Source organism: Tepidicaulis sp. (assembly GCF_965222285.1).
Classification (GTDB): Bacteria; Pseudomonadota; Alphaproteobacteria; order Parvibaculales; family Parvibaculaceae; genus Tepidicaulis.
In genome coordinates this window covers 226,951-242,069 of sequence record NZ_OZ244942.1, presented here as the reverse complement: position 1 = coordinate 242,069, position 15,119 = coordinate 226,951, and the positions used below count along the sequence as shown (strand labels likewise).

Annotated in this window: 17 protein-coding genes and 1 tRNA gene; 5 read left to right on the top strand and 13 right to left on the bottom strand. The window is 55.3% G+C overall.

Features of this window, described 5'->3' with window-relative positions:
* Nucleotides 1-8: 8 nt before the first annotated feature.
* From ACOQOT_RS01055 to ACOQOT_RS01035, 5 genes are all read right to left on the bottom strand, one after another.
* Nucleotides 9-950 (bottom strand): multicopper oxidase domain-containing protein, encoded by a 942-nt coding sequence (locus tag ACOQOT_RS01055; RefSeq protein ID WP_420560542.1) that lies wholly within the window; start codon nucleotides 948-950, stop codon nucleotides 9-11.
* 13 nt (nucleotides 951-963) lie between these two features.
* Entirely contained in the window at nucleotides 964-1,332 is a 369-nt protein-coding gene (locus ACOQOT_RS01050; protein WP_420560541.1) for a c-type cytochrome, read from the bottom strand.
* Nucleotides 1,329-2,021: a c-type cytochrome gene (locus tag ACOQOT_RS01045; protein ID WP_420560540.1), complete on the bottom strand. Its 693-nt coding sequence runs from the start codon at nucleotides 2,019-2,021 to the stop codon at nucleotides 1,329-1,331. Before ACOQOT_RS01045 ends, ACOQOT_RS01050 begins: the two co-directional genes overlap by 4 nt.
* A gap of 3 nt (nucleotides 2,022-2,024) precedes the next feature.
* On the bottom strand, nucleotides 2,025-3,062 hold the full coding sequence (locus tag ACOQOT_RS01040) for a multicopper oxidase domain-containing protein (RefSeq protein ID WP_420560539.1): 1,038 nt from the start codon (nucleotides 3,060-3,062) through the stop codon (nucleotides 2,025-2,027).
* An 83-nt stretch (nucleotides 3,063-3,145) separates the two neighbouring features.
* Nucleotides 3,146-3,631 (bottom strand): PTS sugar transporter subunit IIA, encoded by a 486-nt coding sequence (locus ACOQOT_RS01035; protein WP_420560538.1) that lies wholly within the window; start codon nucleotides 3,629-3,631, stop codon nucleotides 3,146-3,148.
* Nucleotides 3,632-4,112: 481 nt separating this feature from the next.
* Here ACOQOT_RS01035 and ACOQOT_RS01030 point away from each other — a divergent pair, with 481 nt between their 5' ends.
* Together ACOQOT_RS01030 and rnk are read left to right on the top strand one after the other, a co-directional pair.
* Nucleotides 4,113-4,736 carry a hypothetical protein gene (locus tag ACOQOT_RS01030; RefSeq protein WP_420560537.1) on the top strand — a complete coding sequence of 208 codons (624 nt, stop codon included), beginning with the start codon at nucleotides 4,113-4,115 and terminating at the stop codon, nucleotides 4,734-4,736.
* A gap of 82 nt (nucleotides 4,737-4,818) precedes the next feature.
* Complete coding sequence (rnk, locus tag ACOQOT_RS01025; protein WP_420560536.1) at nucleotides 4,819-5,232, top strand: nucleoside diphosphate kinase regulator; 414 nt, start codon at nucleotides 4,819-4,821, stop codon at nucleotides 5,230-5,232.
* A gap of 62 nt (nucleotides 5,233-5,294) precedes the next feature.
* Here the strand turns inward: rnk and folE are convergent, their stop codons facing one another.
* The 8 genes from folE to ACOQOT_RS00985 all read right to left on the bottom strand — a co-directional run bounded on the left by folE (nucleotide 5,295) and on the right by ACOQOT_RS00985 (nucleotide 11,057).
* Nucleotides 5,295-5,921, bottom strand: a complete 627-nt coding sequence (folE, locus tag ACOQOT_RS01020) for a GTP cyclohydrolase I FolE (RefSeq protein ID WP_420560535.1) — start codon at nucleotides 5,919-5,921, stop codon at nucleotides 5,295-5,297.
* A gap of 21 nt (nucleotides 5,922-5,942) precedes the next feature.
* Nucleotides 5,943-6,311, bottom strand: coding sequence for a c-type cytochrome (locus ACOQOT_RS01015; RefSeq protein WP_420560534.1), 369 nt, complete (start codon nucleotides 6,309-6,311; stop codon nucleotides 5,943-5,945).
* A 53-nt stretch (nucleotides 6,312-6,364) separates the two neighbouring features.
* A complete protein-coding gene (locus ACOQOT_RS01010) occupies nucleotides 6,365-6,934 on the bottom strand; it encodes a ferritin-like domain-containing protein (RefSeq protein WP_420560533.1) in 570 nt (189 codons plus the stop codon).
* A gap of 71 nt (nucleotides 6,935-7,005) precedes the next feature.
* Nucleotides 7,006-7,905 carry a sigma-70 family RNA polymerase sigma factor gene (locus ACOQOT_RS01005; RefSeq protein ID WP_420560532.1) on the bottom strand — a complete coding sequence of 300 codons (900 nt, stop codon included), beginning with the start codon at nucleotides 7,903-7,905 and terminating at the stop codon, nucleotides 7,006-7,008.
* A 96-nt stretch (nucleotides 7,906-8,001) separates the two neighbouring features.
* Nucleotides 8,002-8,553: a DUF6306 domain-containing protein gene (locus ACOQOT_RS01000; protein ID WP_420560531.1), complete on the bottom strand. Its 552-nt coding sequence runs from the start codon at nucleotides 8,551-8,553 to the stop codon at nucleotides 8,002-8,004.
* A gap of 529 nt (nucleotides 8,554-9,082) precedes the next feature.
* Nucleotides 9,083-10,150 carry a helix-turn-helix domain-containing protein gene (locus ACOQOT_RS00995; RefSeq protein ID WP_420560530.1) on the bottom strand — a complete coding sequence of 356 codons (1,068 nt, stop codon included), beginning with the start codon at nucleotides 10,148-10,150 and terminating at the stop codon, nucleotides 9,083-9,085.
* A 259-nt stretch (nucleotides 10,151-10,409) separates the two neighbouring features.
* A tRNA-Ala gene (locus ACOQOT_RS00990) sits at nucleotides 10,410-10,485 on the bottom strand.
* 206 nt (nucleotides 10,486-10,691) lie between these two features.
* Nucleotides 10,692-11,057, bottom strand: a complete 366-nt coding sequence (locus ACOQOT_RS00985) for a TIGR02300 family protein (RefSeq protein WP_420560529.1) — start codon at nucleotides 11,055-11,057, stop codon at nucleotides 10,692-10,694.
* A gap of 180 nt (nucleotides 11,058-11,237) precedes the next feature.
* On the opposite strand from ACOQOT_RS00985, the gene aroA reads away from it, so the two are divergent.
* The 3 genes from aroA (at nucleotide 11,238) to rpsA (ending at nucleotide 15,100) form a co-directional block, all read left to right on the top strand.
* On the top strand, nucleotides 11,238-12,569 hold the full coding sequence (aroA, locus tag ACOQOT_RS00980; RefSeq protein ID WP_420560528.1) for a 3-phosphoshikimate 1-carboxyvinyltransferase: 1,332 nt from the start codon (nucleotides 11,238-11,240) through the stop codon (nucleotides 12,567-12,569).
* The gene (gene cmk, locus ACOQOT_RS00975) at nucleotides 12,566-13,201 is read left to right on the top strand and encodes a (d)CMP kinase (protein ID WP_420560527.1); all 636 of its coding nucleotides are present in this window, start codon (nucleotides 12,566-12,568) and stop codon (nucleotides 13,199-13,201) included. Before aroA ends, cmk begins: the two co-directional genes overlap by 4 nt.
* Before the next feature lie 234 nt (nucleotides 13,202-13,435).
* Entirely contained in the window at nucleotides 13,436-15,100 is a 1,665-nt protein-coding gene (rpsA, locus tag ACOQOT_RS00970; RefSeq protein WP_420561972.1) for a 30S ribosomal protein S1, read from the top strand.
* The last annotated feature ends 19 nt before the right edge of the window (nucleotides 15,101-15,119 follow it).

Sequence of the window (15,119 nt, the reverse complement as noted above, 5' to 3'; positions counted from 1 at the left end):
GAGGGATATTACCGAAGAATGATATTGCCGCCCTTGCCGGCGTCGTCAGCCACATCTTCAGAGAACATAATAACCGCGATTGCCCCAGATAGAGCGCTACGCATAGAATGCGTGACCAACGCGTTTGCTCCTTCTTTTGGCGAGATCAAATCAAACATTGCCGCATCGCCTGGGCCGACCGTAAAGCTCTGCAAGCCAGTCATTTCGTTGAGCGGATTGCCGGAAGGATAGACCTTATCCCAAATACCCGCGATCGGATGGAAAGATGAAAACTCATTCGGCCCCGCATTCACGAAGTAAACACGAACTCTTTCCCCCGGTGCTGCTTCAAGATATTTCGAGGCACTGGGGTCATGAACTGGGTCGTACTTAAATGCTTGGCCGTTGAAGACGACATGCTTCCAATCGTTGGCCATCATCGCGCCAAGATCTTCCGGATTTTCGTAGATTTCCGATTGGACAAGCAGATACTCGCGGTCTGCTTTGGGTAGTGCATTCTCGTCGGCGGGATCAACAATAATGGCTCCAAACATACCGCGCGCGATATGCTGGATCATGGGATCGCTACCGCAATGATAGAAGAACACACCGGGGTAGTCGGCTGTAAATGTAAATGTCTTTGTTTCACCCGGTTTGATCGAACCGAATTCATCGAGAACGTCCGCGCGTGCCGCATGAAAGTCCATGGAGTGGGAGTTCTTATTGTCAGCAGGGTTTGTAAGAGTGAATTCGACCGTATCTCCCTGCCGCACTCGCACGAGCGGCCCAGGAACCTGACCATCGAATGTCCACATCCGTGCCATGGTTCCTTTGTTGTCAATAGGTAGGTCCACCTCCTTGGCCACGAGCTTCACTTCAACGGTTTCGGCATATGCCGTGACGCTCGTCAAGGTTGCTGCCGCAAAAAGTGCGGCCGCCAAAGCGGATAAGAACTTCCTTCTAAACATCATATTTCCTTTCAGCTCAGTTGCCGCACTTACAGACTTTACGCAGATAGCTGACCATCGCCGTGATCTCCTCTGCACTCATTGCCTCTCCCCATGCGGGCATAAGGATGGATTTGTTAACTGCGAGGCCACCCTCCTCGATCACGAGGCGAATTTGATCATCCGGCAGGTCGCTCATCGCCTTCGTGTCAGTGTGATCTCTTGGCTGCACCGAAAGCCCCACCGTATTTATTCCTTTGCCATTCCGGCTCATTCCATGACACTGGGCGCAATACGTGTCGTAGAGCTTTTCCGCGCGATCCATGGAAACCGGTTCGGCCATTGCCACGGCGGAATATCCAAGACCAATCAATAGCGTTGCGGCAAAAAGACCCGTGCTGTTCATTGCTCTTCTCCCGGATCGAGTGACATTAAATAGCTGGTCAAGTTCTGAACATCGCGATCAGACATCTCCAAATGAGGCATCCAACTACGAGGCTCGATCTCCTGCGGCCTGGCTATCATCGCGGCAATAAAGTCAGGCCGCAGACGCTGTGAAGAGGTATAGAGTTCCGGTCCAGACACACCACCTTTACCTGGCTCATTCTCATGACAGGCAATGCAGCCACGCAGTTTTACAAACGCCATCTTCCCGAAGCGGACATTTCCCTTCCCTGCATACGCGCCTTCTGGAACTAGCCCCGCATCGACCTCACTCTTGCTCATGAGAGCAGCGGCGATATCGCCCGCTTCTTTTTCATTGAACGATGGATGCTCAAGCAGACTGTCAGAGGCAATGACGTCTTGCCCGTCCGGGCCGGTTTCCACATGGCGCCCAAAAAACACACCGCCGGGGCGTATCCGGACCGGCTCTTGAAGCCAATGCACCAACCAGTCTTGGTTGAACTTGCGGCCCGCATAGTGAAGGTCCGGCGCCTTGCGTTCCATTCGATGAGTGATCTTATCCTCGGGAATTTCACTCAAAGTGAGGGCATGGCACTGGGCGCAACTCGCCAACGGGTCGGGCTGAGCATCAGCCGGAAGGAAAATAGTAGAGCCCAGCAGAACACAAAGAGAGATTGAAAACTTCCGCATGACTCACTCCACCGGCTCGCCGCGGAACTGCTCGACATGATGGATGCCATGCGGTTTCGTCAGCGCTGTTTCATAGTAGAAATCGTCTTGGAACTCTTTGTCTTTCCAGACATAGAAATCATCATCTGTGCCCACTTCTTCATACTCAACGACAGACATGATCCCGCCATGGGGCTTTTTGCCGTTGACCGTATGGAGATCTACGTGGTCGTGAACCATCCAGCGACCGGGATTATTCGCTTCGAAGATGATGTCGTAACGCTCTCCCGGCCCCAGCAAGAGCGTGTCTGCTTTATATGGCTGCGGCAGGAGATGACCGTCTTTGCGCACCACATCGAATGTATGACCATGCAAATGAATGGAGTGAACGGAATCGCCAACGCCCAATAAGCGCATGCGAACCACATCTCCCTCCTTTACCCGCATCGGCTGAGTTTCAGGGAACGACTTTCCGTTAATAGTGAAATAGTCGAAGGTGTCTCCAGGAATGCCACCCTCACCAGGTTTGTGAGCCCATGCGCTCGCCCAGCTTGAGAACATCAAGATGAAGTCTTTTGTGACTTTTTTCTCTAGCGGCGATTCAATTTTCGGATCGACAACGAATGGCCCCCACATTCCTCTCATGGAAACGTGTTCATTTACGTTGACATGGCAGTGGTACCACATGGTGCCGGCAGGAGAGGCCTTGAACTTGTATGTATAGGTTTCCCCTGGTGCGATTGCTTTCTGGGTTGTGTCCGGCACACCATCGCTCAGCCAAGTATCCTTTTGGAACATACCGTGCCAATGCACGGTATGCGGCAACGTTGTAAAATTGGTGACGTGCACTTCAAGCTCATCCCCTTCCTCTACGTGGATAAGAGGCCCCGGCACCTGGCCGTCAAAAGCAAACGTATGGAAGGTCTGAGAGCCTACCAGCGTAATTTCCGCATCTTCGATCGTCATTTCGAACGTATGCGTTTCTGCGCGCGCCGTGACGGCCAGAACAACAAGTGTGCAGAATGCCAGAAATCCGCGAAATAAGACATTTGTTGCCGACATGCGACCCTCCATAACTGGTATCTAAAATACCTTTTATTGGGAGGAGGGGTGCGTGTCAACAAAAAGGTATTATGCATACCTATTTAAGCAATACTCCTGCGATGTGATGCATTTACATCTAGAGCACCATGCACATCAATGGCCAATTGGGCATGTCGGAAAGCCGCTCTCACCCGCGCATCCCGCATACGCAAGCAAAGTGTTGAAAGGGCAATTCGAAACTGGGGCACACAACGAGCAGGCCCAAGCAAGCAAACCAATAAGTCGACCGGCACTGCATCCTGCGCTCCATAGTCGACTGGACGCGCAAGCTGGGTGATATTCATAAAGGGATAAGAGATTTTATCTAAGATGGAATGCGGACACCCAATCCCGAAACCTAGTGCCGTTACTCCAAGTTTCTCACGCTCCCACAATTCATCTAGCAACTCATCAGGATTCAATCTGGAATGAATTTGGGAAATTCTCTCCGTTACGCGAACAAATGCGGCGCGCTTCGATGTCGAGCGAAGGTCACGCGTAACGTCGACCTCAAAAAAAAGGCCGGCGATTTTCATATCGATCACCATTACTCCGCCGCAGAACGGGCGGAAGTGATTAGTTTACGGAAAAAAATTGAGAGAAAGGCCCGGACACGCTGGCACGCATGTCCGGGTTAATAGCCCGGCTGAAAGCAACAGGCACTTGCGGTACGGTATGGGAGAAGATCGTACATAATGGAAACCACTTCTACAGAAGAAAAGGAAATGGTCAATCCCCGGATCACATCACTGCTTGCCGTCTCTGCACATTAGGACGCATACGCGTCAAAGCGCCGCGATACGACGCAAACTTACCTGCGAGCTTGACAATATTTTTTCCTGATAGATGATCAGATCATTATGAAGAGCTTTACACTACATAACCGCTTTCTGCTTCAGGCAGGCTCGCTCCTCGTAGGCACATAGCCCCGAGGCGGCGCACATATGTGCATTTCCGCTCTCGGGGACATTCCCACTGCAAAATCATCGAAAACTAGTTCGCCATTGAGGTGGCGGAGCGGGAATTGCCATGCCTATTCACAAAGAACAAACGCTTTTCAAAAATTGGTCAAAATTCAGAAAACAGGACAATAGTTTCGCGATTCTGACGACCAGTGACTATGCGCTACTAGAAGATTTTCTGGAAAACGATCCTGTAACACAAGGTGAAAGCGCCTTGCTTCTGCGCCGTCTGGCACGTCATAAAATGACCCGCACGCGCACGGTCTTTCCACAGGACATAGACGGTCATGTCGCTACATCCGATAGCTTTGTAACGTTCTCGATCGAAGGCCAATCGAACTGCCAACGCAGGCTGATCCGAAACACGTCGCACAGCGCTGCTGATCAGACCCTCGAGATTTTTTCCCTTCTGGGAATTACCCTGTTGGGCATGGGAAGTGGCCAAAGCGCTGCCTTATTGAAGGCGGACGGCAATTTCACTTACGTAACGCTGCACGCGGTCAAGCAGCCAAGGCGGTTACCGCTTTCGCGTCCAGGATCGCCCCAAGGGCAGGCTAGCAAAGATAATTTCAGGCACCCTAGCAGCCCTTCATCGATCAAACTGGGGGGAAAGGTGCTCGACTTTTTACGCCCACGGCAAATAAACGCACCCGCTGGCTCTGGCGGTTCACCGGGCCCTAGTGCTGCGTAAGATCTTCAATGGTGTGTATTGATCCGCCTTCTCCATGCCTTCGCAGGCGAAACGATCCGCCCTTCGCAAAATAGGTAATGCTATGTCTCAGACCAAATCACCAATGCAGAATGCCCTTCCTCCCGTAACTTTCGATCGCCTGCATGAAACTCGTTTACGCGACCTTGCTTTTTCCACCTCTCGCACCCTATCGGACATTTCAGAACGTCTGCTTGAGGAGCTTGATCGCGGGAATTTTGTTGCGCATGAAGAAATGCCGGAGAACATCATCAATATCGGATCAGATATTACTTTTACGAGCGGCTCAATCAGGCATCCACAGAATGTCATTCTATCTTTTCCGGAAGATGCAGACATCGCAGCACGCCGGATTTCTGTGCTCACACCAATTGGAGTGGCGCTCATCGGGTTGTCCGCAGGCTCACACATGCAATGGCAGAACCGAGCCGGGGAAACTCGTTTGCTGACCGTACATAATGTGAAACCCGCGGACTAGCTTGATGCGTACCAGAGCAAACTAAGATCGATCCCTTGCACCTACACTTGCCCGGCATTTTGCTATTGCCGGGCAATTTTCAGCTCAAAGAGCTGCCGATAGGATGGGTCGGTACGGAAACGCCCCGTCATGTAACGTGATACGAGTTTCGATCCCGTTTTCCCGATCCCTCGAGCGGAAATACAATGGTGCGTCGCTTCAACCATCACGATAACACCCTCTGGAGCTAGAACTTCCTCAATTGCCTTGCCAATTTGTGTAGTTAAACGCTCCTGAATCTGCAGACGGCGCGCATAGCCTTCGACAACCCGTGCCAGCTTGCTTATGCCGACGGCAGCATTGCGAGGTAGATATGCAACATGCGCTTCACCGATGATCGGTGCCATATGATGCTCGCAATGACTAATAAACGGGATATGGGTGAGAGCGACCATGTCATCATACCCATTTATTTCAGTGAAAACGGTCTTCAAATACTCGCGTGGATCAACTTTGTAGCCAGAAAAATATTCCTCAAAGGCACGAACCACTCTCCCAGGGGTCCCAAGCAGCCCTTCGCGACCAGTATCTTCGCCAATCCACTTCAGCAGGTCACGTATGGCGTCTTCCGCCACCTCGCGCTGATGGGCTTCAAAAGGTAGAATTTCGCAGTCATTGGCAGAACCAATATCACTTTCAAAAGGGCTCATTTTTAATCGCGTTCCTAAATATCAGTTGTCGGCTGCACACAGGTCTGAGTTTACGGCAGCCGCAGCCAGAAATTTGATCAATGCCAATCTCTCCTGATCGTTTTTAATACCGGCATACCCCATCTTGGTTCCGGGTCTAGCTTTCATGGGATCCTCCAAAAAGGAAGAAAGCTCATTTTCTGTCCATACCTTGCCCCAATCCGCCATCGCTCGGGAGTATGGATATTTAGGCATTGATCCAGCTTTACGTCCTACAACGCCGCACAAGGCTGGCCCCACCCGGTTTCTAGCAAGAGCATGGCAAGCCCGACACCTGGAGAAAACTTGCTCCCCTGAAGCAAACTCAACAGCATGGGTGGAATTGGATAGAAGTGCGGCAAACACAAACACTGCCACACTCCCCCATTTTAAGATCACTGCGGATGCGGGTTGGCTCGATATACTCATGACATAAAAGCAACGGGAACAGGGTGCATGCCGAGAGCTCCACGCAAAGTTGCCCAATGCATGGCTTCGTCGCCCAAAATTGAAGCCGCCACCTGCGCGAGTTCGCGGTCACCGAGAATGGGCACAGCGCCGAGGTACGCGCTCACTGCCCCTTTTTCCAGCCCCGCTGCAAATTTGAGAACATCGGCTTCGGATTTGAGCTGATCGGCCGGGAAATTATAGGACTCTGGTTCCGTTACCTCCGCGCCCCCCAACGTTTTTACTGCACTGATAAGCGCCTCTGCATGTTGCTCATGATGACCCTTGAAATCGGTCGCAAGAGCAGAAACGGATTTACTCAATAGCCCACTGGCGATACCCAGAGCATACGCCGCAACAGCTTCTCGCTCCGCTGATATTGCCCCATTGAGGATTGTGATATCCGCCTCCGCAGCCTTCCCTGAAGCCGATGCAACGCGCACGTTTCCCATCACAGAAACGGCCGCAGCGCTTAATACGAGGCCACCCGTATTTTTCAAAAAGCTGCGACGCAAATTGTCGACGGATTTCGCTGATGATTGGGTCATATTTAGCTCCTTCGAGTATGATGCAGTCAAAAGGAACTACCCACGGCAAACAATTTTGGATGCAGCCAGCGTCAAAACATTTGAAACAACAAAACCCCCGCAATAGCCGCGGGGAGCAACCACCACTCCCAACTGATTGCTTCGCGATTTCGAGTTACAGAGACGGCTTCATCAATGCTTTGCCAAATACGCCGCGGCGGCGTCACTGGTTTGATAGCCATCGCAACATACGCAAATTGATCCTGCCACCAATCAGCAGCCACACAATATACGGCATCCCGCTCACGCCTGCGCTCAAACGCATTTTCTACCTGAAAAGGCAGTGCGCCCAGCACGTGCTCACCAGCCAAAAGGTCGAGAAGGGAGATATTTTCTGATCCGGACACACAGGTTTTCATTTGCGCCAGGCCGCGCCTAATCCAGCTCTTTATTGTTCCCAGCGGTACGCTCAATTTTTGTGAGAGTTCCTGATGTGTCAGACCGTCAAAGAAGGCCAATTGAATTGCATCTCTGGTTTGATCTGGCAGTTTTCCCAAACATGTATGCACCCGCAATACAGCCTCTCCCATCACCACTCTATCGAGCCCACTCAAATCCTCCGATGGAAGGGCTTCAAGATAACTAGGGCTTCCGACCTCAACGTGTTGCCTCGCTGAACGCCTGGCTGCAGTTCGGGCCCTATTGCGGATAATTGTTATGACCCAGCCCATACCTGAGCCTTTCCGAGGATCAAACAGGGTCGAAGACCTCCATATTCTGAGAAACCCCTCCTGCAGAGCATCTTCGGCCAAGACAGGGTCCCTCGTTATTCGTAGGCTAAGTCCATAGAGAAGGGGACTCAACAAGCTATAAAGACTGTGCAGAGCTTGGGCATTGCCGGCCGAGATTTCAGCCAAAAACTGTTCGACCTTCATATTCTCAAGAACATCTTTCGGCATGCCGGAATAAGGGCGGGCATTATGAGTTTTCATCGCTTTCCTCACCATCATCTGGCGATGTCACAGTTTTCCCGTAGCTACTACCCACCGTTCCATGCGTTGGATGCAAACTTTCTGTACCGCGCTTAGTTAGGGAAAATTGGCAAGCTGAATTTCCATTTCACGGATATTGACTTCATGCCGAACAAGCATTTCTTGCAGCTGATCACGAATGCGGAAATCCTCAATCTGCGGCAAACCTCGGCGTAATTTTTTTTCCACCCACTCTTGCCCACGGTTGAGCAAAGTCAAACGCTCGGCGAGAGTTTCAAGGGCCATCACTTTCTCATAGAAGTCGCCCACCTTTAGCGAAATCTCGGCGTCGATTGTTTGCAGTGCCTTGATCAATAAGCCGCAACTGTAGACTTCATCTTGCTGCACCTCTCGGAGCTTTCTGCGTAACTCTGTAGTCGGCGCGTCAACGGCCAGGCGCGCGCAAACCCGGGCACCCGCCCGTTCCGCCTCCAGCAATAAGTTCAGAAAATCAACAAGCTCGTCGTGCGGCATATATCCGAAGTACGTCCCACCCATTTCCTGCCGCAGGCAGGGTGATGAGCTCACATCTATGGCCTCTTGCTGCCCTTCAGTGCTTTTTGGAGGTGTAGTAGGATCTACGTCCTGAGGTAGTTTTGAGATCTTCATTGCCTCTCATGCGTAGGAAGCGGCGCTTCATAGACATTTGAAGCGCTGCGCTCGAATATGACATTTGTCTTCTCACGCAAGATTGGTGGGTTCGGCAAGTCCTGACAAACGAATATAATTGGCTCATCAGAGCAATATTTTTGTGTTGAACGTGATTTCCTGCACCAGCCATCACCCCACAAATGATCAGCTAAGAAAAACTCCGCAAACCCGTCTGAACCGCAGACAATTCATTCAATTTGCTACTGGTAGCGCCCTTCTCAGTTTCAAAATGTCGCCCTACGTAATCTCCGGAGGAAACTTCCTAGCGCACGCGCGCACTACCATCCGTTGAGCACGGCGGAGCGTGTGAATAAACGGCTCGCCAATACAGCTACGTCGGGTGGGCACCTGCCAAATCCTACCCTGCGACGAAAGGGCCATATCGGACAAAGTCCGACAAACTCCGGCAAACACAGGCAATCTCCAGCAAACTTTGGCAAACTCCGACAATCGCTTTGGATCACAGACACTTAGGTGGCTTGAAAAATCAGGCGTGGCCGCCATCCTGCTGGCTAAGCGCTCGCAGATTATGATGGATCGTTTTCCGCAGGATTGAAGATTGCAGCATTGAGTAGAGATAGGCCGCTGGATTTTTGATGCCGCGCTTATCGACTGCGACAAGGACTGCAGCCAGCGCCGCCCAGCCGTGTTTGGCAACTGCTTTTTGCCATACCTCGGGCCTTATCCGAACGTATTGGCGTAGCAGCCAGACAATCGACCTCGACACCTCCTGAATGGCCGAAGGCGACGGATCACCGCAAAGCAGCTCCTCAAGATGGTCGCTCGACAATTGCCGCTGCAAGGTGGGGGAGGCTTCAGTCATCAGACAGACGAGGTCCTTGTCGCTGTCAGATCGAGAGGAGTGAAATTGGACAGGGGGAGGGCTCGGCCGTCTCCCTTCTGCTTGCCCTTGTACAAGGTCTGTAAGACCAGAGGTTTTATTGTAAAGGTTTAGGTGGACGTCCGTATCCACCCGTCGGGCACGGAAGGACTTCTCCTGGTCGGGATCGTCCGGGCTTCCTGAAGGAGCCGGAAGATCAATGCGCTCTTCGCTTAACCGTTCCCGCTCTTTGCGTTTCTTGTCATCAAATTCCACAAGAGCATTTTCGAGCTCCGGCAATCGTCGCGCGAGAGGGCGCAAGTCAATACCGCCAGCGCCATACCGCTGATTGGCATTTGTGTAGCGGCGCACCAGCCATCCATGCTCCTCCAACTGGCCCAGTAGCCTTCTGGCGGATCGCTCAGTCAGGCCGCAAAGACCGGCAAGACGTGCATTGCTGATAGTGGTTTTGACGTTTCCGGTTTTCCACGTATCCCGCTGCGTGTGCTGGATCAACACGATCAGAACTTCCTTGGCTTTACCAGGCAGGTCCGGCTCCAGGAGCGAGAACGCCATTCCCACAAGAGCGAAAGCCTTGATCGATGCGTAACCAGGTTCTCCGGCAAATTCTTCTGCAAGCATGTTCACTGCCTCAAAGTTGCCGGCACGTTTCACGAAACCTTTTGCAACAACAGCCTCGTTGCCAGCGTGAATTTTACATCCAGTAATTTCCATTTGCTTTCGGCATCGGCTCAAAGTCCTGCGCACTGCACCAAGCAGTTGACAACAGGAAACCGTCGCCTAGAATCGTGCTCATGATTGAAGGAGCGCATTCCAAGCGTTTTTCAAAAGCCCCGCAGTTCCCGCTGCGGGGTTTTTACTTTTCGGAAATCATCAAGCCAAAATCGTAGCCGTCCCTTCAATTAGGGCTTGCTGGCTCACCGGCATTTCGTAGTAGAATCGCCGTGTTATGACTCTTTGGGTGGCTAGAGAGTGGTGGAGCCAGGCGGAATCGAACCGCCGACCTCTTGCATGCCATGCAAGCGCTCTCCCAACTGAGCTATGGCCCCGTACCATCTCGGTGAACCGGATTTGGGATGCCGCGGGCCTTCGAAAAAGGCCGGGCGCCGGTTTTGCTGCGGCTCTTCTAGTCGATTCAGCCGCTGGCGTCTAGGGGGGCGGATATAGGCTGCATCGTGCCCGAGATCAAGCAAAAGTTGCAGCACCGCCCGCGCTTTGCCGCAGCTTTTTTCCAAGCTGCGGCAAAAGCCGTTTCTTAGTTGTCGTCGTCCTTTTCGACCCCGCCGCGCACGATGCTGGAGACGCCGTCATCGCTGTCCTCGTCATCATCGAGGAAATCGTCGTCGTCATCATCGTCCACATCGACGTCGATATCGATATCGTCGTCGAAATCGATATCGTCCTCATCGCTGTCCTCGTCCGTATCCTTGGGCTCGGGACGCTTTTTCGGCTTCGGCGTTTCGACGGGCGGCTTGGGCGCTTTCGTGCGCTTGGCCGTCACATCCTCAGGCACGAATTCGTGGCCGCATTTGGGACAATGCGCCGGATTTTTTGTAAGGTCGTAGAACTTCGCGCCACACTCCGGGCAGTCGCGTTTCGTTCCAAGTTCTGGCTTCGCCACAGTTCACTGCTCCCCGCACTTACGAACAGATTTTCCCATTGCCATGAAGCAAGCCTCCTGTCAAAACCTATTCGCGTGTTGCGCGCCAAGTTTACATTTTTTCGTCCGGTTGCAACCGCTTAAGGGCGCCGCACCGCGCCGCAACCTACTTCTCAAGCCCCGTTCCGAGGCCGCCTGGTCATGACCCTCACCGCCCATCCCTCCCGCGCCCTGCAAGGCACCATTGCCGTGCCCGGCGACAAGTCGATTTCCCACCGCGCGCTGATGCTGGGGGCGCTTGCCGTGGGCGAGACGCGGGTCAGCGGGCTTCTGGAGGGCGAGGACGTGCTTGCCACAGGCGAGGCGCTGCGCCAGATGGGCGCCGAGATCACCCGCCATGCAGACGGCAGCTGGTCGATCTGGGGGGTTGGCGTGGGCGGGCTGAAAGAGCCCGAAACCGCGCTCGATTTCGGCAATTCGGGCACCGGCGTCCGGCTGATGATGGGCATCGTCGCAGGCCATCCCATCACCGCCACCTTTATCGGCGATGCCTCTCTTTCCAAGCGCCCCATGGGCCGCGTCATCACGCCGCTTACCGAAATGGGCGCCCATATCCATGCGCGCGAAGGCGGGCGCCTGCCGCTCACTCTGACGGGAGCCGAGCGCGCGCTGCCCATCACCTATCCGCTTCCCGTCGCCTCCGCCCAGGTCAAATCGGCCGTGCTTTTTGCCGGGCTGAATGCGCCGGGCCAGACGACGGTGATCGAGCCCGCGCCGACACGCGATCATACCGAACTCATGCTGAAAGCTTTCGGCGCGCAGGTCGTGACCGAAGAAGGCCCGAAGGGCGTGCGCGTCATCCGCGTTACCGGCGAGCCGGAGCTGAAAGCCTGCACGCTCGCCGTGCCGGGCGATCCCTCTTCGGCGGCTTTTCCCGTCGTCGCCGCGCTGGTCACACCGGGCTCGGACATCACCGTGACCGGCATTACCCTCAACTCGCACAGATCGGGGCTCTATACGACGCTGATCGATATGGGCGCGGATATCGAGATCCTGAACCAGCGCCAAGAAGGCGGCGAGCCCGTCGCGGACCTGCGCGTCAAGGCAAGCGAGTTGAAAGGCATCGAAGTGCCGCCGGAGCGCGCGCCTTCCATGATCGATGAATATCCGGTGCTTGCCGTCGCCGCTTCTTTTGCGGAAGGCAAAACGGTGATGCGCGGGGCCGAGGAGCTTCGGGTAAAAGAAAGCGACCGCATAGCCGCCACGGCAGCGGGCCTCAGAGCCAACGGGGTGAAGGTCGAGGATCTGCCGGACGGCATGATCGTCGAAGGACGGGCCGGCACCGTGGACGGAGGCGGCCATGTCGCCACCCATATGGACCACCGCATTGCCATGTCCTTCCTCACGCTTGGGCTCGGCGCGCAAAAACCCGTCACCATCGATGCGGGCGAGATGATCGCCACGAGCTTTCCGGACTTCACCGGACTGATGCGGCGGCTGGGCGCGCAGCTGGAATCCGGAGCGAACGCATGATCATCGCGATCGACGGACCGGCTGCTGCCGGCAAAGGCACGCTTGCCCGCCAGATCGCCGATCATTTCGGTTATGCCTATCTCGATACGGGCTCGCTTTACCGGGCCGTTGCCCATGCCGTGGTCCGGCAGGGAAAAGAGCCTGGCGATGAGGCCGCCGCCCTGAAGGCCGCCCAAGAACTCGATCCGGCCGCCATCGACCCGAAAGCCATCCGCACCGGCGAAATCGGCCAGGCCGCCTCGATCGTGGCCGCCATGCAGCCTGTCCGCGACGCGATCCTGGCTTTTCAGCGCAATTTCGCCGGAAATCCACCGGATGGCGCCCCCGGCGCCGTTCTCGACGGGCGGGATATCGGCACCGTGGTCTGCCCCGGGGCGGATGTGAAACTTTTCGTCACGGCAAGCGCCGAGATCCGGGCCCACCGGCGCTGGCTCGAACTCAAGAATTCGGGGTCTGCGGTCTCCGAGACACAAGTACTGGAGGAAGTACGCGAGCGGGACAAGCGCGACCGGGAGCGGGCCCATTCCCCGCTCCTGCCCGCCGCCGATGCGCACTTGCTCGACACCTCGGATTTGAGTATAGAAGCGGCATTCAAGGCCGCTCTTGCCATTATAGAGAGTGGGCGGGCGTAGGTGCGTGTTCCTTCGGTGAAGGCGCACCTTGAGGCGTTTGCCGATCCTGGGGAGCTTAAAGAGCCCCGCCGGATGCTTTGATTAGCTAAAACCCTTGTTTCCTCGATGCCCCGAGGCACCGAATGACCGCGGGGAAGACCGCCGGAGCCAACCGTCGGCCGGAAATTTATTGATGACGTTAGGAGAAACGACTTGTCAGAAAGTCTCAACCCGACCCGCGACGATTTCGCGGCTATGCTCGAAGAAAGCTTCGAGCGCAATTCCGCCGAAGAAGGCTCGGTTGTCAAAGGCACCATCGTTGGTATCGAAAACGACCTGGCCATTATCGATGTCGGCCTGAAAACCGAAGGCCTCGTCGCCCTTAAAGAATTCAGCACCCCCGGCCATCCCGCCGATCTTTCCGTCGGCGATGAAGTGGAAGTCTTCCTCGACCGGATCGAGAACGCGATGGGCGAGGCTGTTCTCAGCCGCGAAAAAGCACGCCGCGAAGAAGCCTGGGTGCGCCTGGAGAAAGCTTACGAAGCCACCGAACGTGTGGAAGGCCAGATCTTCGGCCGCGTCAAAGGCGGCTTCACGGTCGACCTCGACGGCGCCGTCGCCTTCCTGCCCGGCAGCCAGGTCGATATCCGCCCGGTGCGCGATGTCGGTCCGCTTCTCAACATTCCCCAGCCTTTCCAGATCCTGAAAATGGATAAGCGCCGCGGCAACATCGTTGTCTCGCGCCGCGCCGTTCTGGAAGAAACCCGCGCCGAACAGCGCCAAGAGCTCATCGAGAACCTCAAAGAAGGCGATGTGCGCGACGGCGTGGTCAAGAACATCACCGATTACGGCGCGTTCGTGGATCTGGGCGGCCTCGACGGGCTTCTGCACGTCACGGACATTTCCTGGCGCCGCGTCAACGACCCGCGCGAGGTTCTGTCCATCGGCCAGACCGTGAAAGTGCAGGTCATCAAGGTCAATCCGGACACCCAGCGCATCTCGCTCGGCATGAAGCAGCTTGAAGCCGATCCGTGGGAAGGCGTCGAAGCGAAATACCCGGTGGGTACGCGCTTCACCGGCCGCGTCACGAACATCACCGATTACGGTGCATTCGTGGAACTGGAAGCGGGCGTCGAAGGCCTGGTGCACGTCTCGGAAATGAGCTGGACCAAGAAAAACGTCCATCCTGGCAAGATCGTTTCCACCAGCCAGGAAGTGGAAGTCATGGTGCTCGAAGTCGATCCGGCCAAGCGCCGCATCTCGCTCGGCCTCAAGCAGTGCATGGACAATCCCTGGGCCGCTTTCGCAGAGCGCTATCCCTCCGGCACGGAAATCGAAGGCGAGATCAAGAACATCACCGAATTCGGTCTGTTCATCGGTCTCGACGGCGATGTCGACGGCATGGTGCACCTGTCCGATCTCGACTGGAACCGGGCTGGCGAAGACGCCATCCAGGACTACCAGAAGGGTCAGGTGGTCAAGGCCGTGGTGCTCGACGTGGACACGGAAAAAGAGCGCATCTCGCTCGGCATCAAGCAGCTCGACGGCGATCCCTTCGAAGCGGCTGCCGGCGAACTGCGCAAGGGTGCGACCGTTACCTGCACCGTTGCCGCCATCCATGAGAACGGCATCGATGTGACGGTGGGCGATGAAGGCATGACCGCCTTTATCCGCCGCGGCGATCTGGCCCGCGACCGGGGCGACCAGCGTCCGGACCGTTTCGCGGTCGGTGACAAGGTCGATGCCCGCATCACCAATATCGACAAGGCAAGCCGCCGTCTCAGCCTCTCCGTCAAGGCGCTGGAAATCGCCGAGGAAAAACAGGCTGTGGCTCAGTACGGCTCGTCGGATTCGGGGGCATCGCTCGGGGATATCCTCGGCGCGGCCCTGAAAGAAAAGCAGGGCGGCGGGGACGAGTAATCCCCGCTCACTGCCGGGC